Raw genomic sequence first — 19,430 nt, forward strand, 5'->3', positions numbered from 1 at the left:
GGCCTAGGGCGTCATGCGCGAGGTCTACAATCGGCGCCCCCAGAAGAAGCGCCACCAGGAGCTACGGCACATGTCAGATTCGACCCCCTCGACCTCATCGACTCCCACGCCCGAAGACAAACGCGCAGAACTGCGCCGTGCCGCCCTCGAGTACCACGAGTTTCCCGTTCCCGGCAAGATCGCCATCGCGGCGACGAAGCAGATGGTCAACCAGCGCGACCTGTCGCTGGCCTACTCGCCCGGCGTGGCGGCTCCCTGCGAGGAGATCGTCAAGGACCCGGCCAACGCATTCAAGTACACCTCCCGGGGCAACCTCGTGGCCGTCATCAGCAACGGCACCGCCGTGCTGGGCCTGGGCGACATCGGCCCGCTGGCTTCCAAGCCGGTGATGGAAGGCAAGGGCGTCCTCTTCAAGAAATTCGCGGGCGTCGACGTGTTCGACATCGAGATCGACGAGAAGGACCCGGCCAAGCTGGTGGACATCATCGCTTCGCTGGAGCCCACCTTCGGCGCGGTCAACCTGGAAGACATCAAGGCGCCCGACTGCTTCTACGTCGAGCGCGAGCTGCGCAAGCGCATGAAGATCCCGGTCTTCCACGACGACCAGCACGGCACGGCCATCACCGTGGCGGCGGCCATGGTCAACGGCCTGAAGGTGGCGGGCAAGAAGATCGAAGAGGTCAAGCTGGTGGCCTCGGGCGCGGGCGCCGCGGCGCTGGCCTGCCTGAACCTGCTGCTCAAGGTGGGCCTGAAGCGCGAGAACGTGTTCGTCACCGACCTGGCCGGCGTGGTCTACGAGGGCCGCACCGAGCTGATGGACGACGACAAGCGCCAGTTCATGCAGAAGACCGACGCGCGCACGCTCGGCGAGGTGATCGAGGGCGCGGACGTGTTCCTGGGCCTGTCGGCCGGCGGCGTGCTCAAGCCCGCCATGGTGGCCAAGATGGCCAGGCGCCCGGTGATCTTCGCGCTGGCCAATCCCAACCCCGAGATCTCGCCCGAGGACGCCCACGCGGTGCGCGACGACGTGATCATGGCCACCGGCCGCACCGACTACCCGAACCAGGTCAACAACGTCCTGTGCTTCCCGTACATCTTCCGCGGCGCGCTGGACTGCGGCGCGACGACGATCACCGACGAGATGGAGATCGCCGCGGTGCACGCCATCGCCGACTTGGCGCAGGCCGAGCAGAGCGAGCGCGTTGCCGCCGCCTACGTCGGTGAAAAGCTCAGCTTCGGCCCCGAATACCTGATTCCGAAGCCCTTCGACCCGCGCCTGATGATGAAGATCGCGCCGGCCGTGGCAAAGGCGGCCGAGGAAAGCGGCGTGGCGCAGCGCCCCATCAAGGACATGGACGCCTACCGCGACAAGCTGCAGAGCTTCGTCTACGCCTCGGGCACGACGATGAAGCCCATCTTCGACGCCGCCCGTCGCGCGAGCAAGAAGCGCGTGGCCTACTCGGAAGGCGAGGAAGAGCGCGTGCTGCGTGCAGCCCAGATCGTGGTGGACGAAGGCGTGGCGCGCCCGACGCTGATCGGCCGGCCGGCCATCATCGCCCAGCGCATCGAGAAATTCGGCCTGCGCCTGAAGGAAGAGCTGGACTACGACGTGGTCAACGTCGAGCAGGACCACCGCTACCGCGAGTTCTGGCAGACCTACCACCGCATGACCGAGCGCAAGGGCGTGACGGTGCAGGTCGCCAAGATCGAGATGCGCCGGCGCCTGACGCTGATCGGCTCGATGCTGCTGCACAAGGGCGAGGTCGACGGCCTGATCTGCGGCACCTGGGGCACCACCGCCAACCACCTGCACTACATCGACCAGGTGATCGGCAAGCGCCCCGGCGGCTGCGAAAGCACCCCGCAGGACGTGCCGGTGTACGCCTGCATGAACGGCCTGCTGCTGCCCGACCGCCAGGTGTTCCTGGTCGACACGCACGTCAACTACGACCCCTCGCCCGAGGAGCTGGCCGAGATCACCACCATGGCGGCCGAGGAAATGATGCGCTTCGGCCTGAAGCCGAAGGCTGCGCTGCTGTCGCACTCCAACTTCGGCACCAGCAACGGCCCCAGCGCCATCAAGATGCGCAAGACGCTCGACCTGCTGCGCGTGCAGGCGCCCTGGCTCGAGGTGGACGGCGAAATGCACGGCGACGTGGCGCTCGACAGCAAGCAGCGCGCGGTCGTCATGCCGCACAGCGCGCTCGCGGGCGACGCCAATCTGCTGGTTTTCCCGAACATCGACGCGGCCAACATTTCCTACAACCTGCTCAAGACGGCGGCAGGCGGCAACATCGCGATCGGCCCGGTTCTGCTCGGGGCGGCCAAACCTGTGCACATTCTCACGGCCAGCGCGACTGTTCGGCGCATCGTGAACATGACAGCCTTGACAGTGGCAGACGCAAACGCCGAGAGATAAGCTCTCTGGCGAGAGTGGCCGCCAACTTGAAAAGCCATTCGATACCCTCGCGACTGCTCAAACTTTGGGCAGTCGCTTGCTATTTTCGCCAGCGTGGTGCACACTCGCGGGCTTGAATTTGCGGGTTAACCCCGACGTTGATCGCCGATTCGACCCCCCGCTCTTTTCTTGTGGTGCCCCATGGCGGCTTACGCCTCGATCACGTCCTCTGTCACAAAGTTTGCGCTCACCAGTCTGATGCTGGTGGCGTTGACGACGGGGGCCGAGGCCCGCGGATGGTTCGGCGCCGGAAAGGCCTCCGCCGAGGAAACCATCGCACTGGCCGACCTGCCGGCGCAGGGCCAGCGGACCTACCAGGCCATCCTCAATGGCGGTCCCTTCCGGTATGACAAGGACGGCACGGTGTTCGGCAATCGCGAACGTCTGTTGCCGCCCGCCCGCCGAGGCCACTACCGTGAATACACGGTCACGACGCCCGGTTCGCGCGACCGCGGAGCACGGCGGATCGTCTGCGGCGGCGAACAGCGCACCGCGCCCGAGGCCTGCTGGTACACCGCGGACCACTACGCGAGTTTCAGACGGATTGCGCCATGAGCGATGAAAACGACCTGAGCGGCGCCTCGAAGCGCCCCGACGAAATGATGATGACTATGGAAAGACCAGCGGAGATGACCTTATCCCTTCGTGCCGTACGCCCGAACATCGTGCAATCGATCCGCGCGTTCCGCGTGAACGACCTGCAGGACGCAGCCAATGCGGCCGGCCAGCACTTCCTGTACGCCAACCTGGGCAACGCCCAGACCAAGCAGGACGTGCTCGACCTGATCGCCCAGCAGTTCACGTTCCCGGCCCACTTCGGGAAGAACTTCGACGCGCTGTATGACTGCATGACCGACCCGTTGCATAAATCGGGCCCGCAGCCGGGTTTCGTCATCGTGCTGGAACAGATCCCGGCCAACGCCAAGTTCGACAAGGAAGCCCGCGAGCAGCTGCTCGACATCTTCCGCGACGCCTCGGACTACTGGGGCGACCGCAAGGTCCCGTTCCGGTGCTTCTATTCTTTTCTGTAGCCCGTTCTGCATCCACCAGCCAAGCAGAACGGGCGAACGAGGCTCAACCGAACGTTGAAACCCTCGATGGCATCGAAGTGAACACCGCGGCGGCAGCAGCAGCTGCCACCGAGCCGGCCGGCGAAAAGATGCCGACCGACAAGCTGGTCGACGTGTCGCCGCTGGCGCTGCGCATGAGCAGCCCCTTCAACGCGGGTTACTGGCTCGCCGCCGCCTGATCGGAAAAAGTCGGCCGAGCATGCCGGCTGACGAAAGGCGATCGAGCAAGTGAAGAAAAAGCGCGCCATCGGCGCGCTTTTTTCATTGGGGCACTGCCTGGGCCAGCGCCACGTAATCGGCCACCGGCACTTCCTCGGCCCGCCGCTGGGTGTCGAAGTCGCCGGAAAAGCCATGCTCCTGGAGCCATTTGCCCAAGGTATGGCGCAGCAGCTTGCGGCGCTGGCTGAAGGCGACCTGCACGATCTCGCCCAGGCGCCTCTCGTCGACGGCCGGCGGCGTCGCCAGCGGCACCATCCGCACCACGGCGCTGTCCACGCGCGGCGGCGGATCGAAGCTCTCGGGCGGTACGAACAGCACGTTTTCCATTTCGTAGCGCCATTGCAGCATCACGCTCAGGCGGCTGTAGTCGGAGGTGGCGGGGCTGGCCACCATGCGGTCGATCACTTCCTTCTGCAGCATGAAATGCTGGTCGGCGACCAGACCGGCGCAGCCCAGCAGATGGAACAGGATGGGCGTGGAGATGTTGTAGGGCAGGTTGCCCACCACACGCAGCGGCTTGCCGGCAGGGAACTTCGCGGCGAGCTCGGCGAAGTCGACCTTGAGCACGTCCGACTCGATCACGTCCAGTTGCGGATGCTCTCGCAGTCGCTTCGCCAGGTCGCGGTCGAGCTCGATCACGGTGAGCCGGCCCAGCCGCTCCACCAGCGGCTGCGTCAGCGCGGCGAGCCCCGGACCGATCTCGACCATGGCATCGCCGGGCTGCGGCGCGATCTCGCGCACGATCGAATCGATGATCCCGCCGTCGGACAGGAAGTGCTGCCCGAACCGCTTCCTCGCGATGTGCTGCGCCATCAGCTCAGGACTGGGGCGGGTCGCGGTATTCGACGTAGGCGCGCGCGCGCACTTCCTGCACCCAGGTGGTGAAGGCTTCTTCCACGCGCTGTTCGCGCAGCGCGGCGCGCGCGGCTTCGCGCTGCTCCGACTGGCTGAGCTTGGAATCGCGGCGGGCCACCACCTGGATCAGGTGCACGCCGAAGCGCGAGACCACCGGGTCGCTGATCTGGCCGGGCGAGAGCCGGTCCATGGCTTCCTCGAATTCGGGCACGAACTGGCCGGGACGAGACCAGCCGAGGTCGCCACCCTGCTTGGCGCTGCCGTCCTGCGAGTTGTCGCGGGCCAGGCCCGCGAAGTCGGCCGAGCCGGCCTGGATGCGGCGCTTGAATTCGGCCAGCTGCGCGACCGCCTGCGCCGTGGTGCGCTTGGGATCGTTGAGCAGCAGGATGTGGCGCACCTGCGTCTGTGTGACGGTGGCGTCGCCGGAGCCGATCTGGGCCTTGGCCAGCACCTTGAGCACGTGGAAACCGGCGCTGGAGCGCACGGGGCCGGCGATACCGTTCACGGCGGTCGATTGCGTGGCCTCGACGAACAGCGACGGGTAGCGGTCGGCGCTGCGCATGCCGATGGCGCCGCCGTTGGCGCGGTCGGGCGAGTCGGAGTTCTCGCGCACCAGCTTGGCGAAGTCTTCGCCGGCGCGGGCGCGCTGGGCGATGTCCTGGGCCTTCTTCTGGGCGGCGGCGATCTGCGCATCGGTGGCGTTCTCGGGAACGGCCACCAGCACCTGCGCGAGGTTGAGGTTTTCCAGCGCCACGTTCTTCACGGACTGGTTGCGCTGGTCGCGCAGGTACTCGTCGGCCTCGGCGTCGCTGACCTTGACCTTCGACTCGACCTCGCGGTCACGCAGGCGCGTGAGCAGCAGCTGGTCGCGCAGGTCGTTGCGGAAATCCTGCTGCGCGATGCCTTCGGCGGCCACGCGGCGGCGCAGCTCGACCAGGCTGATCTCGTTCTGGCGAGCCACGGTCTGCTCGGCCTGGTCGATGGCCACTTCGTCGACCTTGATGCCGTTTTCCTTCGCGAGCTGCAGCTGCGCACGCTCCGTGATCAGGCGCTCCAGCACGAGGCGCGTGAGCTCGCCGCGGGGCACGCGCTCGGCGTCGGGGTTCTCCTTGATGAGCCGCGTCACGCGCGACTGCACGTCGGTGTTGGTGATCGGCTCCGAGTTGACCAGCGCGACGATGAATTCGGCCGAACGCTGCACCGGCGCCGCCGGGGGCGTGGTGGACGGACGCGCGGCCGGCGGGCCCAGGCGCGGGCCGGCGCGCATGATGTCCGTGATGCCGGTACCGGGGCGATAGCCCTGCGCGCCCGCCGTGGCGGCGATTGCCGCGAGGCAGCCCAGGGTGATGATGGAACGGAGGTTTTTCATGGCGTCGCTCGCTCGCTCAGTCAGAGTCAGTCGTCTCAGTCGTAGTTGGTGAAGCGGCTCGGCGCTTCGCCCGGTTGGCGCAGGGGTTCGTAGCGCTGGATGTTCTGCCGCAGGGTCTGCATGGGGCTCGAGCCGATGCTGGAGAAGCCCACGAATTCGAGCTGGAACATGATGCGGGTGTTCGCCGTCACCTGGCCGGTGGTGATGCGCTGCATCACCACGCGACCGATCCAGCAGCAGCCGTCGTATTCGAAGCCGAGCACGCCGTCGGTGAGCTTCTTGTCCTGCAGGCTGTAGTTGAGCCGGCCGACCGCATACCAGCGTCCGCCGCCCTGGCCCTTGCCGGGGCCGAGGTTCTTGCCCTTGTCGCCCCACAGGTCGTTCAGCGGCCACTGCCAGCCCACGTCGATCGACTTGTTGCCGTCGGTCGCGGTCGGGGTGGTGGGCGCCTGGTAGCGGAAGGCCGCGCTCAGGTTGTGGTACGGCTCGGGGTTGTAGCGGGCGCTGATGGCCGAGCGCTCCGACCTGCGGGTGTCGGGGTTGTACTGGACCAGCGTGTCCAGGCTCCACTTGGGCGTCCAGTTGATGGTGGCGCCCAGCAGCAGGTCGCTCGCGCGGTCGGTCACCGGCGTGCCGCCCGGCAGCGTGACCTTCTGGTCGCTGAAACGCAGGCGCTGCGCGATGCCGAAACGCGCGGCCTCGGCGCCGGTGTCGGGGTCGATCAGGCGGGAGGTCACGCCCAGCGTGAGCGCGTTGGTGTCGGAGATGCGGTCGCCGCCCGAGAACGCGTTCTCGGTGTAGATGGTCGCGAAGCTGAAGTCGTTGGCCGCCGAGTCGTAGTTCGGCAGCATGCTCTGGTTGCGGTACGGCGTGTAGACGTAGTAGGCGCGCGGCTCCAGCGTCTGGCGGAAGGCGCGGCCGAAATAGCTGGCGTCACGCTCGAAGGTCAGGCCGCTGTCGAGGCTGAAGGTGGGCACCACGCGGTTGCTGGACGTCGGGAAGAAATACAGCGAGCTGGGGTTGTAGACCTGGCCGTTGACGTACTGGACGCCGTTGACCGTGAGCTTCGGGATGTCAGCCTGCGGCAGGTAGTAGTTGTACGAGGCCGCGTTCAGGATCAGCTTCGGAATGACGTACGTGCTCGGCGTGATGAACGGCCGGCTGATCGTGGCCACGGCCATGGCGCGGTCGCCGTCGGGCTGCGACTGCTGGTTGACGTCGTAGCCGAGCTGGGTCGAGGAGAGCCTGTTCACGCGGAAGCGCGTGTAATCCAGGTTCAGCGCGACGTCGAAGCCGTGCCAGTCGTACTTGTTGTAGTTGGCCGTGATCTGCGGCATCCGGTCGTACGCGGGCACGATCGGCGACAGGTTGTACTGCAGGTTCTGGTACTTGAGCGTGCGGATCATGCCGCTCCAGTCGCCCTTGCTCCAGTTCAGCGAGGCGTCGTTCGGCAGCTGGCGCTGCGCGAGCGAGGGCGTGCGGGTGAAGTCGCGCCAGTAGTCGTCGTCGCTCACCCGGTTGATGGTGACGTTGGCCGAGAGCGAATCCAGGCCCAGCGCCTTGGCGTCGAAGTCCTGGTGGTGCGTGAGCCACAGGCCCCAGCGCCGGGTGTTCTTCGGCGGGTTGGTCAGGCTGCTGGCGGTGATCTGCCCGTTGGCCAGCTGCTGGAGCTGGCTGGCGCGCAGTTCGTTGTAACGGTCGCCCACGAGCCGGTCGCTGCCCATCAGGTCGAAGCGGATCTCGCCCTTGTATTGCTTCTCGAGGTAGCGGAACTCGTTGCTGAAGTTGACGCCGCGCTTGCTCATGATCGTCGGCGTGAACGTGGCGTCGCGGTTGGGCGCGATGTTCCAGTAGTACGGCTGTGCGATCTCCAGGCCGTTGGTGTTGTCCAGGCCGATGGTGGGCGGCAGCAGTCCGCTCTTGCGTTCGTTCGACAGCGGGAAGCTCACGCTCGGGATGGGCGGCGTGGTGATGCCCATGAAGCTCAGGCGCGCGTTCTTCGCCACGCCTTCGTTTTCCTCGGTGTCGGTGGTGATCGAGGCCGCGGTCAGCAGCCAGGCGGGCATCCAGCCGGGGAAGTCCTCGCGGCGGCAGGTGGTGTAGGTGGCCTCGCGGGCGATCGATACGTTGGCGTCGACGAAGTCGATGCGCTTGGCCTCGCCGTGCGCCTCGTTCGCGAGGAACTTGTAGCGCACGTTGTTGAAGAAGCCCTCGAAGGTCTCGAGCTTGAGCTGCAGCTCGGGGCCTTCGTAGACGTTGCCGGCCTGGTTGACCCGCACGTTGCCAGTGGCCTTGGCGCGGTCGTCGGGCTGGTAGTACTCGAGCCGGTCGGCGGTGATGGACACCGCGCCGCGGCGCAGCGTGGCATTGCCCTCGACCACGGTCTCGAGGTCGGGCCGGCCGGAGATGCGGTCGCCGGTGACCAGGCTGGGCATCTGGCTGCGGTCGGCGGGCGTCAGGATTTCGGTGAGCTGGGGCGTGCGCTTCAGCGTGAGCGGGGCGTCAAAGCTGCCAGCCGTCTGGGCCGAGGCGCCGTGCGCATGGATCAGCGCCAGCGACAGGACGGCCAGTGGCAGCGGCGGCGGGCCCGGGCGCCGCGGACGCGGGGCGGCGGCACGACGTCGGCTCATCAGGCCTCCCGCCCGGCCGTTCCGAGGAAAGCCGGCGACTCTCCCGTGGAGAGCAGCGAGCGCACAAGGTGCCAAGCGTGAGGGCTTTGGGTCGTAGGCATCGGTTCGGAACGAAATGTCGTCGGGGAAGGCGCGGCAGGCCGGCAGGTTGCAGGGGCCTGTGGCGATCCGCATCGGCCGGAGGCCGGCCAAGGGGGATTGCCGCGCCAGGCGGATTTGTAGAATCGATTATCCATGACAGCACCCCCGCCCCCGGCCGCATTGGCCCCAAGCCGCCCCGCCGAAACCCTTGCCTGGACGAATCCGCAGCGGGCCGAAGCGTTCCGCAGCTGGCTGGCCGCCGTCGCGCCCCGGCACCGGCTGCTGCCCGAAACCGTGAGGCTCGCCTCGGCCGACGCGAGCTTCCGCCGCTACTTCCGGCTCGACACCGCCGACGCCGCCGCCCCCTCGCGCATCGTCATGGACGCCCCGCCCGACAAGGAGAACAGCGCCCCCTTCGTGCAGGTGGCCGGGCTGATGGCCGCGGCCGGCGTGCTGGCCCCCACGGTCCTCGAATGGGACGAGCCCAACGGCTTCCTGCTGCTGGACGACCTGGGCCGCCAGACCATGCTGGACGTGATCGACCCGGCGCGCCCCGAGGCCGCCCGCCCGCTCTACGACCAGGCCATCGACGCGCTGGTGCGCTGGCAGCTCTCTTCCAGGCCCGGCGTGCTGCCGCCCTACGACCGCGCGCTGCTGGAGCGCGAACTGGCCCTCTTCCCCGAGTGGTACATCGGCCGCCACCGCGGCATCGCCGTCGAGGGCAAGCTGAAGGAGCGGCTGGAGCGCAGCTTCAAGCTGATCGTCGAGAGCAACCTCGCGTCGCCCGGCGTCTACGTGCACCGCGACTTCATGCCGCGCAACCTGATGGTGGGCGAGACTCCCACGCTCGGCGTGCTCGACTTCCAGGACGCGGTGTACGGCCCCATCACCTACGACATCGCCAGCCTGATGCGCGACGCCTTCCTGAGCTGGGACGAGGAGTTCGTGCTCGACGTCACCATCCGCTACTGGCAGGCGGCGCGCAAGGCCGGCCTGCCGGTCGACGAGGACTTCGGCGCCTTCTACCGCGCGGTCGAGTGGATGGGCCTGCAGCGCCATCTCAAGGTGGCCGGCATCTTCGCGCGCCTCACGCTGCGCGACGGCAAGCCCCGCTACCTGGCGGACACGCCGCGCTTCATCGCCTACATCCGCGCCACCGCGAGCCGCTACTCCGAGCTGACGCCGCTGTCGCGCGTGATCGACGAGATCGAGGGCACTTCGGCCATCACGGGCTACGCCTACGGCCGTGTCTGAAGACAAACTGAAAAAGCACCAGCCTGCGGCGCCCGCGCAACGGCCGTTCGCAGCCATCGACTGCAGAGCATGCCGCGTTTCCACTGTTCCGTGCCGCTGAGCGCCGGCGCCAGCCTGGCGCTGCCGGCCGGTGCCGCGCGCCACGTGCAGGTGCTGCGGATGCAGCCCGGGGACGCGCTCACGCTGTTCGACGGCGCGGGCGGCGAGTACGCGGCCACGGTCGAGCGCATGGGCCGCAGCGACGTTTCGGTAACGGTCGGCGCGCATCTTCCGGTGGAGCGCGAGGCGCCCCGGGCGGTGCATCTCGCGGTCGGAATGCCGGCCAACGAGCGCATGGACTGGCTGGTCGAGAAGGCCACCGAGCTCGGCGTGGCGAGCATCCAGCCGCTGGCCACGGCCCACGGCGTGCTGCGCCTGGCGGGCGAGCGCGCCGAGAAGAAGCGGGCGCACTGGGAAGCCATCGCGGTCGCGGCCTGCGAGCAGTGCGGGCGCAACCGCGTGCCGGTGATCCACCCGGTGCAGCCTTTCGCCGGCTGGCTCGAGACCCAGGGCGGGCCCGCCGTGCGCCTTGTGCTGAGCCTCGCCGGGGGCACGCGCAGCCTCGCCGACATGGCAACGGGCGAGCAGCAACAGGGCGTGACCGTGCTGAGCGGCCCCGAAGGCGGGCTGAGCGCCGGCGAAGAGCAGCAGGCCATCGCCCGGGGCTTCGCGCCCGTCACCCTCGGCACGCGCGTGCTGCGCGCCGAAACGGCGGCGCTGGCCGCGCTGGTTTCGCTGGTTTCGCTGGCAGGCGTCTAGATAGACAAGGCTCCGGCCTCAGGCCCGACGCCATCAGGTGGGTGTTTTCCGCGACGCGCGCGTGGAAAGCCTGCGAAACAATCGTTACTTCTTTAAGACAAAAGAAGGACTTTTGCGCCCATGTCCAAGCTGCCCGGTCCGCTGCGCCTCGCCCCTTTGGTCCTCGCCGCACTGTTTTGCACTACCCAGGGCGCGCTTGCCCAACCCCAGGCCGTCGCCCCGACACCCGCGCAGGTCGGCCCCGAGGTCGACCGGGCATTCACCCAGCTGATGGCATCGCCCGCCGTCCAGAAGCTGCTGGACGCGCTCAGGGCCGACCACGAGCGCTCGCTCGAGGAGCTGAAGGCGCTCACGGAGATCGAGGCCCCGCCCTTCAAGGAGCACAAGCGCGCCGAGGCTTTTCTCGCCCGCATGAAGGCTTTCGGGCTGACGAACGCGAAGATCGACGCCGAAGGCAACGTGATCGGGCTGCGCAAGGGCACGGGCAATGGGCCGAAGCTGCTGATCTCGGCCCACCTCGACACCGTCTTCCCCGCCGGCACCGACGTGAAGGTCAAGGAGCGCGATGGCCGGCTCCATGCACCGGGCATCGCCGACGACACGCGCGGCCTGGCGGTGCTGCTGTCGTGGCTCAAGGTGCTGAACGACAACAAGGTGCAGACGGTGGGCGACCTGATGTTCGTCGCCAATGTGGGCGAGGAAGAGCTCGGCAACCTGCGCGGCATGAAGGCGATCTTCCGCGACCACCTCGACATCGACGGCATGGTGGGGCTGGAGCCTTCGGCACCGGGCTCGGTGCTGGTGCTGGGCACCGCGAGCCATCGCTACGAGGTCAGCTTCCAGGGACCGGGCGGGCACAGCTTCGGCGCATTCGGCCAAGTGCCGAGCGCGATCCACGGCATGGGCCGCGCGATCGCGAAGATCGCCGACATCCGCACGCCGAGCTTTCCGAAGACGACGTTCACCGTCGGCACCGTGGGCGGCGGCACCTCGGTCAACACCATCGCGCCCGATGCGCGCATGGCCATCGACATCCGCTCGGACGACATGGCCTCGCTGCTGGAAACCGAGAAGAAGATCCTGGCCGCCATCGACGAAGCCGTGGTCGAGGAGAACAGGCGCTGGAACGTCAGCACCCTGAGCGTGAGCACCCGGCTCATCGGCGAGCGGCCCGGCGGGCGCACGCCGCCCGACTCGGTGATCGTGGAGGCCGCGATCCGCTCGAACGCCGCCTTCGGCAACCGGACGCTGCTGCGCGGCGGCAGCACCGATGCCAATGTGCCGATCTCGATGGGCATCCCGGCCATCGTCGTGGGCGGCGGCGGCAAGGCCTCCGGATTCCATTCGCTGAGCGAGTCCATCGACATGACAGATGCGTGGAAAGGCGCGCAGAATTCGCTTGTCACCGTGCTCGGGCTGGTGGGCGTTCAGGGGGTCGCTCCCGCGCTGCTCCCCAAACGGGCGGCACGTATCAAGTAATTTGTCACGTTGCCAATTCGAAAGTGGGCGTGCCACTTTCGGCTTAAGGTCCGCGGCATTTAACAATGTTGGCGGTTCTGTCACACACCAAGGAAACAGTCATGGGATTGCTCGATTCGGTACTCGGTCAGGTGCTCGGAGGCGCTGCGCAACAGCAGCAACCGCAAGGCGGAGGCCTTGGCGGGCTGGGCGATCTGGGAGGCCTGGCCGGCGCGCTGGGCGGCCTGCTCGCCAACAACGGCAGCGTGGGTGGCCTGGGCGGCCTGGTCTCGAAGTTCGAGCAGGCCGGCATGGGCGACGTCATCGGCTCGTGGATCGGCAAGGGTGAAAACCAGCCCGTCTCGGGCGACCAGCTGCAGAACGCGCTGGGCAGCGACACCATCGCGAGCATCGCGTCCAAGCTCGGCATCAACGCGCAGACGCTGCTGCCCATGCTGGCCACCATGCTGCCGGCGCTCATCGACCAGCTCACGCCGCACGGCAAGATCCCCGACCAGGGGCTGGGCAACCACGACGACCTGCTGGGCTCGCTCAGCGGTCTGCTGCAAGGCAAGCAGTCCTGAACCGGACTGCCTTCTCCAGTGTTCGAGCGCCCGCGAGGGCGCTTTTTTTTGGTCCGCGCGTGTTGGCCGACAATCCCTGCGGCATCAATGGAGAGCAATGGCATGGCGGGCAATCGCAAGTCGAAGGAGGAAACAGAGAAGAACGAGGAGAAGAAGGAGGGCGGCCTCGACGCGCGCCCCGACGGCAAGGTGCGGTGGACCAAGAACATGCGCGAGGCGCTCGCGAAGTTCAACGACCGGCCCTGCGGCCGGTGCGGCGGTTCGCTCTCGGAGGAGCGCAGCCTGGCCGACAGCCTCGACTTCTTCCGCCGCCATCGCTCCAGCTTCTATCCGCCGCGCGCAGCGCGGCTGCGCATGCTCGAGATGCACGGCGCCGCGGCGGCCGAGCTGCTCTTCGAGCCCTCGCCGCACAAGGAAGCCGTCACCGACCTGCTGGCCATCCATGACGCGGAAGTGGTGCGCTTCTTCGTCGCGCAGGTCAAGCAGATCGACTGCAAGAACGCGCTGATGAAGCAGGCGGCGCGCTGGCCGCTCTTCGTGCTGCGCGAGCTGCTTTCGGCGAACCCGGCGCGGCACCAGGCCGGCGCGGCGCTCATCCTGGAGCTGCTCGCGGCGAATCCCGAGTGGCAGGAGCCGCTCGAAGCCTCGTGCGACGAAGCCCAGCGCAAGACGCTCGCGCGCCTGCAGGAAGACGGCTCCGCCGGCGTGGCCGACGCCCTCGCCGCCGACTGGCCCGCGCTGCTGCGCCGCCCACCGTGGAAGAACCGGCAGGCGCTGCCCGTCATCCCGGTACTGGCGCTGCAGCCGTTGCCGCCGACGGCCCGGCTCCATTGGGCCGACCTGAAGCCGCCGCAGTACCTGCAGGCCACGGGCGACCTGTCCGACTGGCTGGCGCGCGAGGTCCGGGTTTCGCGCGATCGCTCGAACCAGTGGATGACCGAGTTCACGCGCCACCAGCCCGATGCGCCGGACGCCATCCGCGAAGGCGGCAACCTGCACAAGGCGCTGTGGATGCTGGGCCTGCGCCCCGAACTCATCGACGACGTCATCGCCGGCCGCAACGAGATCACCAGCCCCGAGGACTTCGGCCAACTGCCCGGCTCGCGCTGGGGCGTCGCCGAATACATCTGGCAACTGCCCCCGCCGCTGGCCGTGGCGGCGTTCACGCACGGGCCGGCCGTCGATCACTTCATGGGCGACGTGGCCCGCGTGCGGCCCATCCTCCACGCCCTCGGCACGGATGCGCTGCCGGGACTGCCGCGCTTCCTCAAGCAGGGCTCGCGGGCGATGTTCGAGCTGGCCTCGGTCATCGAATGGGACCCGCTCGCCAGCTGGATCGCCAAGGGCTTCCACACCAACCGCTGGGTGCGGCGCGAGGCGGCCGCATGGCTGGAGCGCTATCCCGACACGGCCGCGCGCGGCCTCGTCCCCGTCGCGCTGGGCGAGCCCGGCCCCGCGCACGAATCGGCGCAGGCCGCGCTGCGCTGGCTGCACGACAACGGCCATGCCGATGCGGTGCGCGCCCAGGCACAGGCCTATGGCGCCGAAGCCGCCGGCGCGGTGGCGCAGCTGCTGTCCATCGCGCCCGAAGACGTTCTGCCCGACAGCCTGCCCGTGGTGCCGAAGACGCTGCCCCTGCCGTCGCTGCCCCGCCTGATCCTCAAGGAAGGCGGCCTTGCGCTGCCGCAGGCCGTGGTGCCCGACGTGCTGATGGCGATGATGCTCGGCAAGCCCGACGCGCCATACCCGGGGCTCGCCCCGCTGCTGGACGCGCTCGCGCCCGACTCCCTCGCGCGCTTCGGCCGCGCGCTGCTGGCCTGGTGGATCGGCAACGGCCGGCCGGCCAGGGAGCGCTGGATGTTCGCGCTGCAGGGCCGCCTCGGCGACGGCGAAACCGCACGCCAGCTCTACAGCCTGCTGCGCCAGTGGCGCGCCGGGCTCGACCGCGTGCGCGCCTACGACGCCATGGCCATGCTCGGCGAGATCGGCAGCGACGCCGCGCTGATGCACCTGGCCGAACTCGCGCGCCAGACCCGCTACGACGACCTGCGCACCCGCGCCGACCGCATGCTCGGCGAGGTGGCCGAGCAGCGCGGCCTGAGCCTCGACCAGCTGGCCGACCGCACCGTGCCCGACCTCGGCCTGGACGCCCGCGCGCGCCTCACGCTGGACTTCGGCCCACGCAGCTTCGAGGTGCGCATGGACGACAGCTTCCAGCCCGTGGTGCACGATGCCCGCGGCAAGGCACTCAAGACACTGCCCAAGGCCGGCGCGAACGATGACGCCGGCAAGGCCGCCGCCGCGGCCACGCAGCTCAAGGAACTGCGCAAGCTCGCGAAGACAGTCGCCACCACGCAGATCCGGCGGCTGGAGGCCGCGATGTGCGCGCAGCGCCGCTGGGGCCCCGACGAGTTCATGCCTTTCTTCGCGAACCACCCGGTGCTGCGGGTGTTCAGCCGGCCGCTGGTCTGGGGCCTGTTCGATGCCGCCGACAAGCTGCAGGGCACCTTCCGCGTCACCGCCGAAGGCGAGCTGGCCGACCTGCACGACGACCCGGTGAAGCTGCCGGAGAACGCGCTCATCGGCCTGCCGCATCCGCTGGACTTCGCGGCGCTCGATGCGTCGCTCGTCACCGCATGGGCGCCGGTGCTCGCCGACTACGAGATCCTGCAGCCCTTCGAGCAGCTGGCGCGCCAGTCCTTCGTGCTCGATCCGGCGTTGCGCGCGGGCCGCGAGTTGCCGCAGTGGGCCGGCCGCGCGGTGTCGAACGCCGCGCTCATGGGCCTGGAGACGCGCGGCTGGGTGCGCGAGATCGGCGACGGCGGCATGGTCAACAGCTTCAACAAGGGCGTGCCCGGCGAAGGCCAGGTCTGCCTGCGGCTGGAAGAGGGCTGGTTCGTGCAGGACAGCCCCGACGGCAAGGTGCTGCAGACGGTGCACGGCGTGGCGCTCACCGGCACCGAGCGCACGCTGGGCGACCTGCCCGCCATCGCATTCAGCGAGATCGAGCGCGACCTGCAGCGCGCGGTAAGGGAGACAAGCGCATGAACCGCAATCTGTGGCTGCTGGCCATCTGCCAGGGCCTGCTGCTGACGAACAACGTGACCTTCATCGCCATCAACGGGCTGGTGGGCCTGGCCATCGCGCCGCGCGGCTGGATGGCGACGCTGCCGGTCATGAGCTACGTGATCGGCGGCGCGCTCTCCACCGGGCTGGTGGCGCGCACGCAGCAGCGCTTCGGCCGACGCGGCTCGTTCCAGACCGGGCTGGCGGTGGCGCTGGTGTCGGCGCTGCTGTGCTGCTTCGCGGCGGTCACGAAGAACTTCTGGCTGCTGTGCTTCGCCACCGTCATCGCGGGCTACTACAACGCAAACGCCGGCCTCTACCGCTTCGCGGCTGCCGAGCTGGCGGCGCCGCAGTGGCGCGAGAAGGCGGTGTCGATGGTGATGGCCGGCGGACTGATCGGTGCCGTGGCCGGGCCCAACCTCGCCAAGGCCACGCGCGAAGCCTTCGCCGTGCCCTTCGCCGGCGCCTACATCGCGCTGGCGGCGGTGGCGCTGCTGTCGATGGCGGTGATGCACTTCATCCAGTTCCCGCCCGCGCCCGCGCGCAAGGAGGCGGCGGGCGGACGGCCGCTTTCGGAGATCGCGCGCCAGCCGGTGTTCATCGTCGCGGCGGCAGCCGGCGCGCTGGGCTACGGCGTGATGAACCTGCTGATGGCCGCGACGCCCATCGCTATGCAGATCTGCAGCCTGCCGTTCTCCGACGCCGCGCTGGTGCTCGAGTGGCACGTGATCGGCATGTTCGCGCCGGGCTTCTTCACCGGCCACCTGATCCGCCGCTTCGGCGCGCTGCCGGTGATGGGCGCGGGGCTGCTGCTGAACCTCGGCTGCATCGCCATCGCGCTCTCGGGCGTGGAGCTGCATCACTTCATCGTGGCGCTGTTCCTGCTGGGCGTGGGCTGGAATTTCCTTTTCACCGGAAGCACCACGCTGTCGCTCACCGCCTACACGCCCGAGGAGCGCGACCGCGCGCAGGGCGCGCTCAACTTCTGCGTGTTCGCCACGCTGGCGCTGACGTCGTTCGCCTCGGGCGTGCTGGTGACCACCCAGGGCTGGCGGTTGCTGAACTTCGGCTCGCTGGTGCCGGTGGTGCTGACGGGCGCGGCGCTGCTCTGGCTGGCGCGCAAGCGCGCTGTCAGGCCCGCTGCGGAAAGCGCCGGTTGAGCCAGCGCTGAAGGGCTTCGAAGACCGGATCGGCTTCGAGCTCGTTGAAGATCTCGTGGTACAGCGTGTCGAAGCATTGCGCCTCGACCTTGCCACTGGGCGCAGCGGCGGCAGCGAAAGCGCGGCTCGCGGCGGGCCGCACGAGGCGGTCGTCGCCCGCGTAGAGCAGCAGCGTGGGCACCGGCCAGTTCGCGGCGCGCTGCTGCACGGCTTCTCCTTCGTAGGCCAGGAAGCGCGCGAGCCGGCCGCCGATGCGGTCGTGCGTGAGCGGATCGTCACGATAGGCCTGCACCACCGCCGGGTCGTGCGATAGGTAGTTGTCGTCGAGGCCGTTGCCCACGCGAAGGTCGGGCGCGATGCGCGGCAGCACCGCGAGCAGCAGCTTCTGGAAACCGTTCAGGCCGGGATCGAGCCCCGGCGAGGACAGCACTGCGGCGTTGACGTGCCGCACGCCGCGCGCAATCAGGCTCGCCACGACAAGCCCGCCGAGGCTGTGGCCCAGCAGCACCACCGGCAGGCCGGGGTTCTCGCGGCGCGCGTCGTCGACGACCAGCGCGAGATCGTCCACCAGCCGCAGCTCGCTCGGCAGGCCGCCGCGCGGGCCGCTGGATTCGCCGTGCCCGTAGTGGTCGTGCGCCCAGACCGCGAAGCCCCATTCGTGCAGGCACTCGGCCAGGCCGTGGTAGCGGCCGGCGTGCTCGCCCAGCCCGTGGACCACGACGACCACGGCACGCGCCGGCCCGGGCGCCGGCAGCCGCCGCAATGCGAGCGTCTGGCCGTCCGGCGCGGACAGCGACACGCGCTGCGGCAGGGGCAGGACCGCGCTCAAGCCGCCGCCGGCTCCGACGACGCCGCGCGGTGCGCGGCCGGCAGCGCGGCGATCACCTCGGCCACGGCCGCGGTGAGCTTCTTGGCGTAGGGCACGTGCAGGAACTCGTTGGGGCCGTGCGCGTTGCTCTTCGGGCCGAGCACGCCGCAGACCATCATCTGCGCCTTCGGGAAGCCGGCGCTGAGCATGTTCATCAGCGGGATGGTTCCGCCCTGGCCGATGTAACCGCAGGAAGCGCCGAAGTGCGCCTGCGAGGCCTTGTTGAGCGCGTCCTCGAACCACGGCGTGATGGCGGGCGCGTTCCAGCCGGTGGCGCCGCCGTTGCTCTCGAAAGTCACGCGGGCCTGGTAGGGCGCGTTGTCCTCCAGCAGCGTCTTGAGGTTCTGCACCGCCTCGGCCGCGTCGACCAGCGGGGGCAGGCGCAGCGACAGCTTGAAGGCGGTGTAGGGGCGCAGCACGTTGCCCGCGTCCTTCAGCGCCGGGAAGCCTTCGGCACCGGTCACCGACAGCGTGGGCTTCCATGTGCGGTTGAGCAGGGCCTCGACCGGGTCTGTGGTGGTGGGCAGAGCGAACACGGTCGAGCCGCCGCAGTCGTAGTGCGCCCACGGGAAGCGCTTGTAGACCTCGTCGCCGAGGATCGCGGCGGTGGCCTTGGCCTGCGCGAGGCGGTCGGCCGGCACTTCGCAGTGGAAGCTCGCGGGCAGCAGGCGGCCGGTGGCGCTGTCTTCGAGCCGGTCGAGCACCTGCCGCATGATGCGGAAGCTCGAGGGCACGAGGCCCGAGGCGTCGCCCGAGTGGATGCCCTCGGTCAGCACCTCGACCTTGAGCGTGCCGCTGGCCATGCCGCGCAGCGACGTGGTGAGCCAGAGCTGGTCGTAGTTGCCGGCGCCGGAGTCGAGGCAGATCACCAGCTCGACGTTGCCCAGGCGCGGGCGCAGCGCGTCGACGTACGGCAGCAGGTCGTAGGAGCCGCTTTCCTCGCAGGTCTCGATCAGGCCCACGATGCGCGGGTGCGCCGCGCCCTGGTTCTTGAGCGCCTGCAGCGCGGCGATGCTGGCGTACACCGCGTAGCCGTCGTCGGCACCGCCGCGGCCGTAGAGCAGGCCGTTCTCGTACTTGGGCGTCCAGGGGCCGAGGTCGTTGCGCCAGCCGGTGAACTCGGGCTGCTTGTCGAGGTGGCCGTACATCAGCACGGTCTCGCCCATGTCGGTGCCGGTGGCCGGCACTTCGAAGAACAGCACCGGGGTGCGCCCTTCGAGCCGCACGATCTCCAGCTTCAGGCCCTCGACCTTCTGCGCCTCGACCCAGGCGGCGGCATTGCGCAGCACGGTCTCGAGATAGCCGTTGGCCGACCAGTCCTTGTCGAAGCCGGGCGACTTGGCCGGGATGCCGATGTAGTCGGTGAGTTGCTTGACGATGTCGCCGTCCCATTGGGCGGTGACATCGGACAGGGCGCGCTCGGCGTCGAGCGTGCCGGCGGGCATTTCGCGGTGCAGGGGGGCGTTCATCGGTGGGTTCTCCGCGGGTGACGAAAGAAAGGACGCATTTTGCGCCCAGCAGCGTCCGCGCGTAGAGTGCGGGCGATCTCAACCCGGAGGG

The 19,430-nt window shown here is 68.9% G+C and carries 15 protein-coding genes; 10 read left to right on the forward strand and 5 right to left on the reverse strand.

Annotated features, from left to right (window positions below; all coding sequences use genetic code 11):
• Positions 1-70: 70 nt before the first annotated feature.
• The 4 genes from ABL838_RS31230 (at position 71) to ABL838_RS31245 (ending at position 3,707) form a co-directional block, all read left to right on the forward strand.
• Positions 71-2,419 (forward strand): NADP-dependent malic enzyme, encoded by a 2,349-nt coding sequence (locus ABL838_RS31230; RefSeq protein WP_126020906.1) that lies wholly within the window; start codon positions 71-73, stop codon positions 2,417-2,419.
• 180 nt (positions 2,420-2,599) lie between these two features.
• The gene (locus ABL838_RS31235; protein WP_126020904.1) at positions 2,600-3,013 is read left to right on the forward strand and encodes a ribonuclease domain-containing protein; all 414 of its coding nucleotides are present in this window, start codon (positions 2,600-2,602) and stop codon (positions 3,011-3,013) included.
• A 50-nt stretch (positions 3,014-3,063) separates the two neighbouring features.
• Positions 3,064-3,489 (forward strand): barstar family protein, encoded by a 426-nt coding sequence (locus ABL838_RS31240; RefSeq protein ID WP_086011111.1) that lies wholly within the window; start codon positions 3,064-3,066, stop codon positions 3,487-3,489.
• Positions 3,490-3,566: 77 nt separating this feature from the next.
• Positions 3,567-3,707, forward strand: coding sequence for a hypothetical protein (locus ABL838_RS31245; protein ID WP_165909564.1), 141 nt, complete (start codon positions 3,567-3,569; stop codon positions 3,705-3,707).
• 82 nt (positions 3,708-3,789) lie between these two features.
• On the opposite strand, the gene rsmA is transcribed toward ABL838_RS31245, so the two are convergent.
• The 3 genes from rsmA to ABL838_RS31260 are packed head-to-tail and all read right to left on the reverse strand — an operon-like array spanning position 3,790 to position 8,601.
• A complete protein-coding gene (rsmA, locus tag ABL838_RS31250) occupies positions 3,790-4,560 on the reverse strand; it encodes a 16S rRNA (adenine(1518)-N(6)/adenine(1519)-N(6))-dimethyltransferase RsmA (protein WP_418123489.1) in 771 nt (256 codons plus the stop codon).
• A gap of 4 nt (positions 4,561-4,564) precedes the next feature.
• Positions 4,565-5,971, reverse strand: coding sequence for a peptidylprolyl isomerase (locus tag ABL838_RS31255; RefSeq protein ID WP_418123491.1), 1,407 nt, complete (start codon positions 5,969-5,971; stop codon positions 4,565-4,567).
• Positions 5,972-6,006: 35 nt separating this feature from the next.
• The gene (locus ABL838_RS31260; protein ID WP_418123493.1) at positions 6,007-8,601 is read right to left on the reverse strand and encodes an LPS-assembly protein LptD; all 2,595 of its coding nucleotides are present in this window, start codon (positions 8,599-8,601) and stop codon (positions 6,007-6,009) included.
• A gap of 234 nt (positions 8,602-8,835) precedes the next feature.
• Between ABL838_RS31260 and ABL838_RS31265 the strand changes: the two genes are divergently transcribed.
• From ABL838_RS31265 to ABL838_RS31290, 6 genes are all read left to right on the forward strand, one after another.
• The gene (locus ABL838_RS31265; RefSeq protein WP_418123495.1) at positions 8,836-9,936 is read left to right on the forward strand and encodes an aminoglycoside phosphotransferase family protein; all 1,101 of its coding nucleotides are present in this window, start codon (positions 8,836-8,838) and stop codon (positions 9,934-9,936) included.
• Between the two features lie 69 nt (positions 9,937-10,005).
• Positions 10,006-10,734: a 16S rRNA (uracil(1498)-N(3))-methyltransferase gene (locus ABL838_RS31270; RefSeq protein WP_418123496.1), complete on the forward strand. Its 729-nt coding sequence runs from the start codon at positions 10,006-10,008 to the stop codon at positions 10,732-10,734.
• A 120-nt stretch (positions 10,735-10,854) separates the two neighbouring features.
• Positions 10,855-12,213, forward strand: a complete 1,359-nt coding sequence (locus ABL838_RS31275) for a M20/M25/M40 family metallo-hydrolase (protein ID WP_418123497.1) — start codon at positions 10,855-10,857, stop codon at positions 12,211-12,213.
• A 101-nt stretch (positions 12,214-12,314) separates the two neighbouring features.
• On the forward strand, positions 12,315-12,776 hold the full coding sequence (locus ABL838_RS31280) for a YidB family protein (protein WP_206169463.1): 462 nt from the start codon (positions 12,315-12,317) through the stop codon (positions 12,774-12,776).
• Positions 12,777-12,878: 102 nt separating this feature from the next.
• Complete coding sequence (locus ABL838_RS31285) at positions 12,879-15,824, forward strand: DUF4132 domain-containing protein (RefSeq protein ID WP_418123499.1); 2,946 nt, start codon at positions 12,879-12,881, stop codon at positions 15,822-15,824.
• A complete protein-coding gene (locus tag ABL838_RS31290; RefSeq protein ID WP_126020887.1) occupies positions 15,821-17,002 on the forward strand; it encodes an MFS transporter in 1,182 nt (393 codons plus the stop codon). Before ABL838_RS31285 ends, ABL838_RS31290 begins: the two co-directional genes overlap by 4 nt.
• On the opposite strand, the gene ABL838_RS31295 is transcribed toward ABL838_RS31290, so the two are convergent.
• Entirely contained in the window at positions 16,974-17,831 is an 858-nt protein-coding gene (locus ABL838_RS31295; RefSeq protein WP_418123501.1) for a lysophospholipase, read from the reverse strand. The genes ABL838_RS31290 and ABL838_RS31295 overlap by 29 nt on opposite strands.
• Complete coding sequence (locus ABL838_RS31300) at positions 17,828-19,339, reverse strand: M20 family metallopeptidase (RefSeq protein WP_418123502.1); 1,512 nt, start codon at positions 19,337-19,339, stop codon at positions 17,828-17,830. The genes ABL838_RS31295 and ABL838_RS31300 overlap by 4 nt, the downstream gene beginning before the upstream one ends.
• Between the last annotated feature and the right edge of the window lie 91 nt (positions 19,340-19,430).

It is taken from the genome of Variovorax sp. 160MFSha2.1 (assembly GCF_048305075.1).
In the GTDB taxonomy this organism is placed as follows: domain Bacteria; phylum Pseudomonadota; class Gammaproteobacteria; order Burkholderiales; family Burkholderiaceae_C; genus Variovorax; species Variovorax guangxiensis.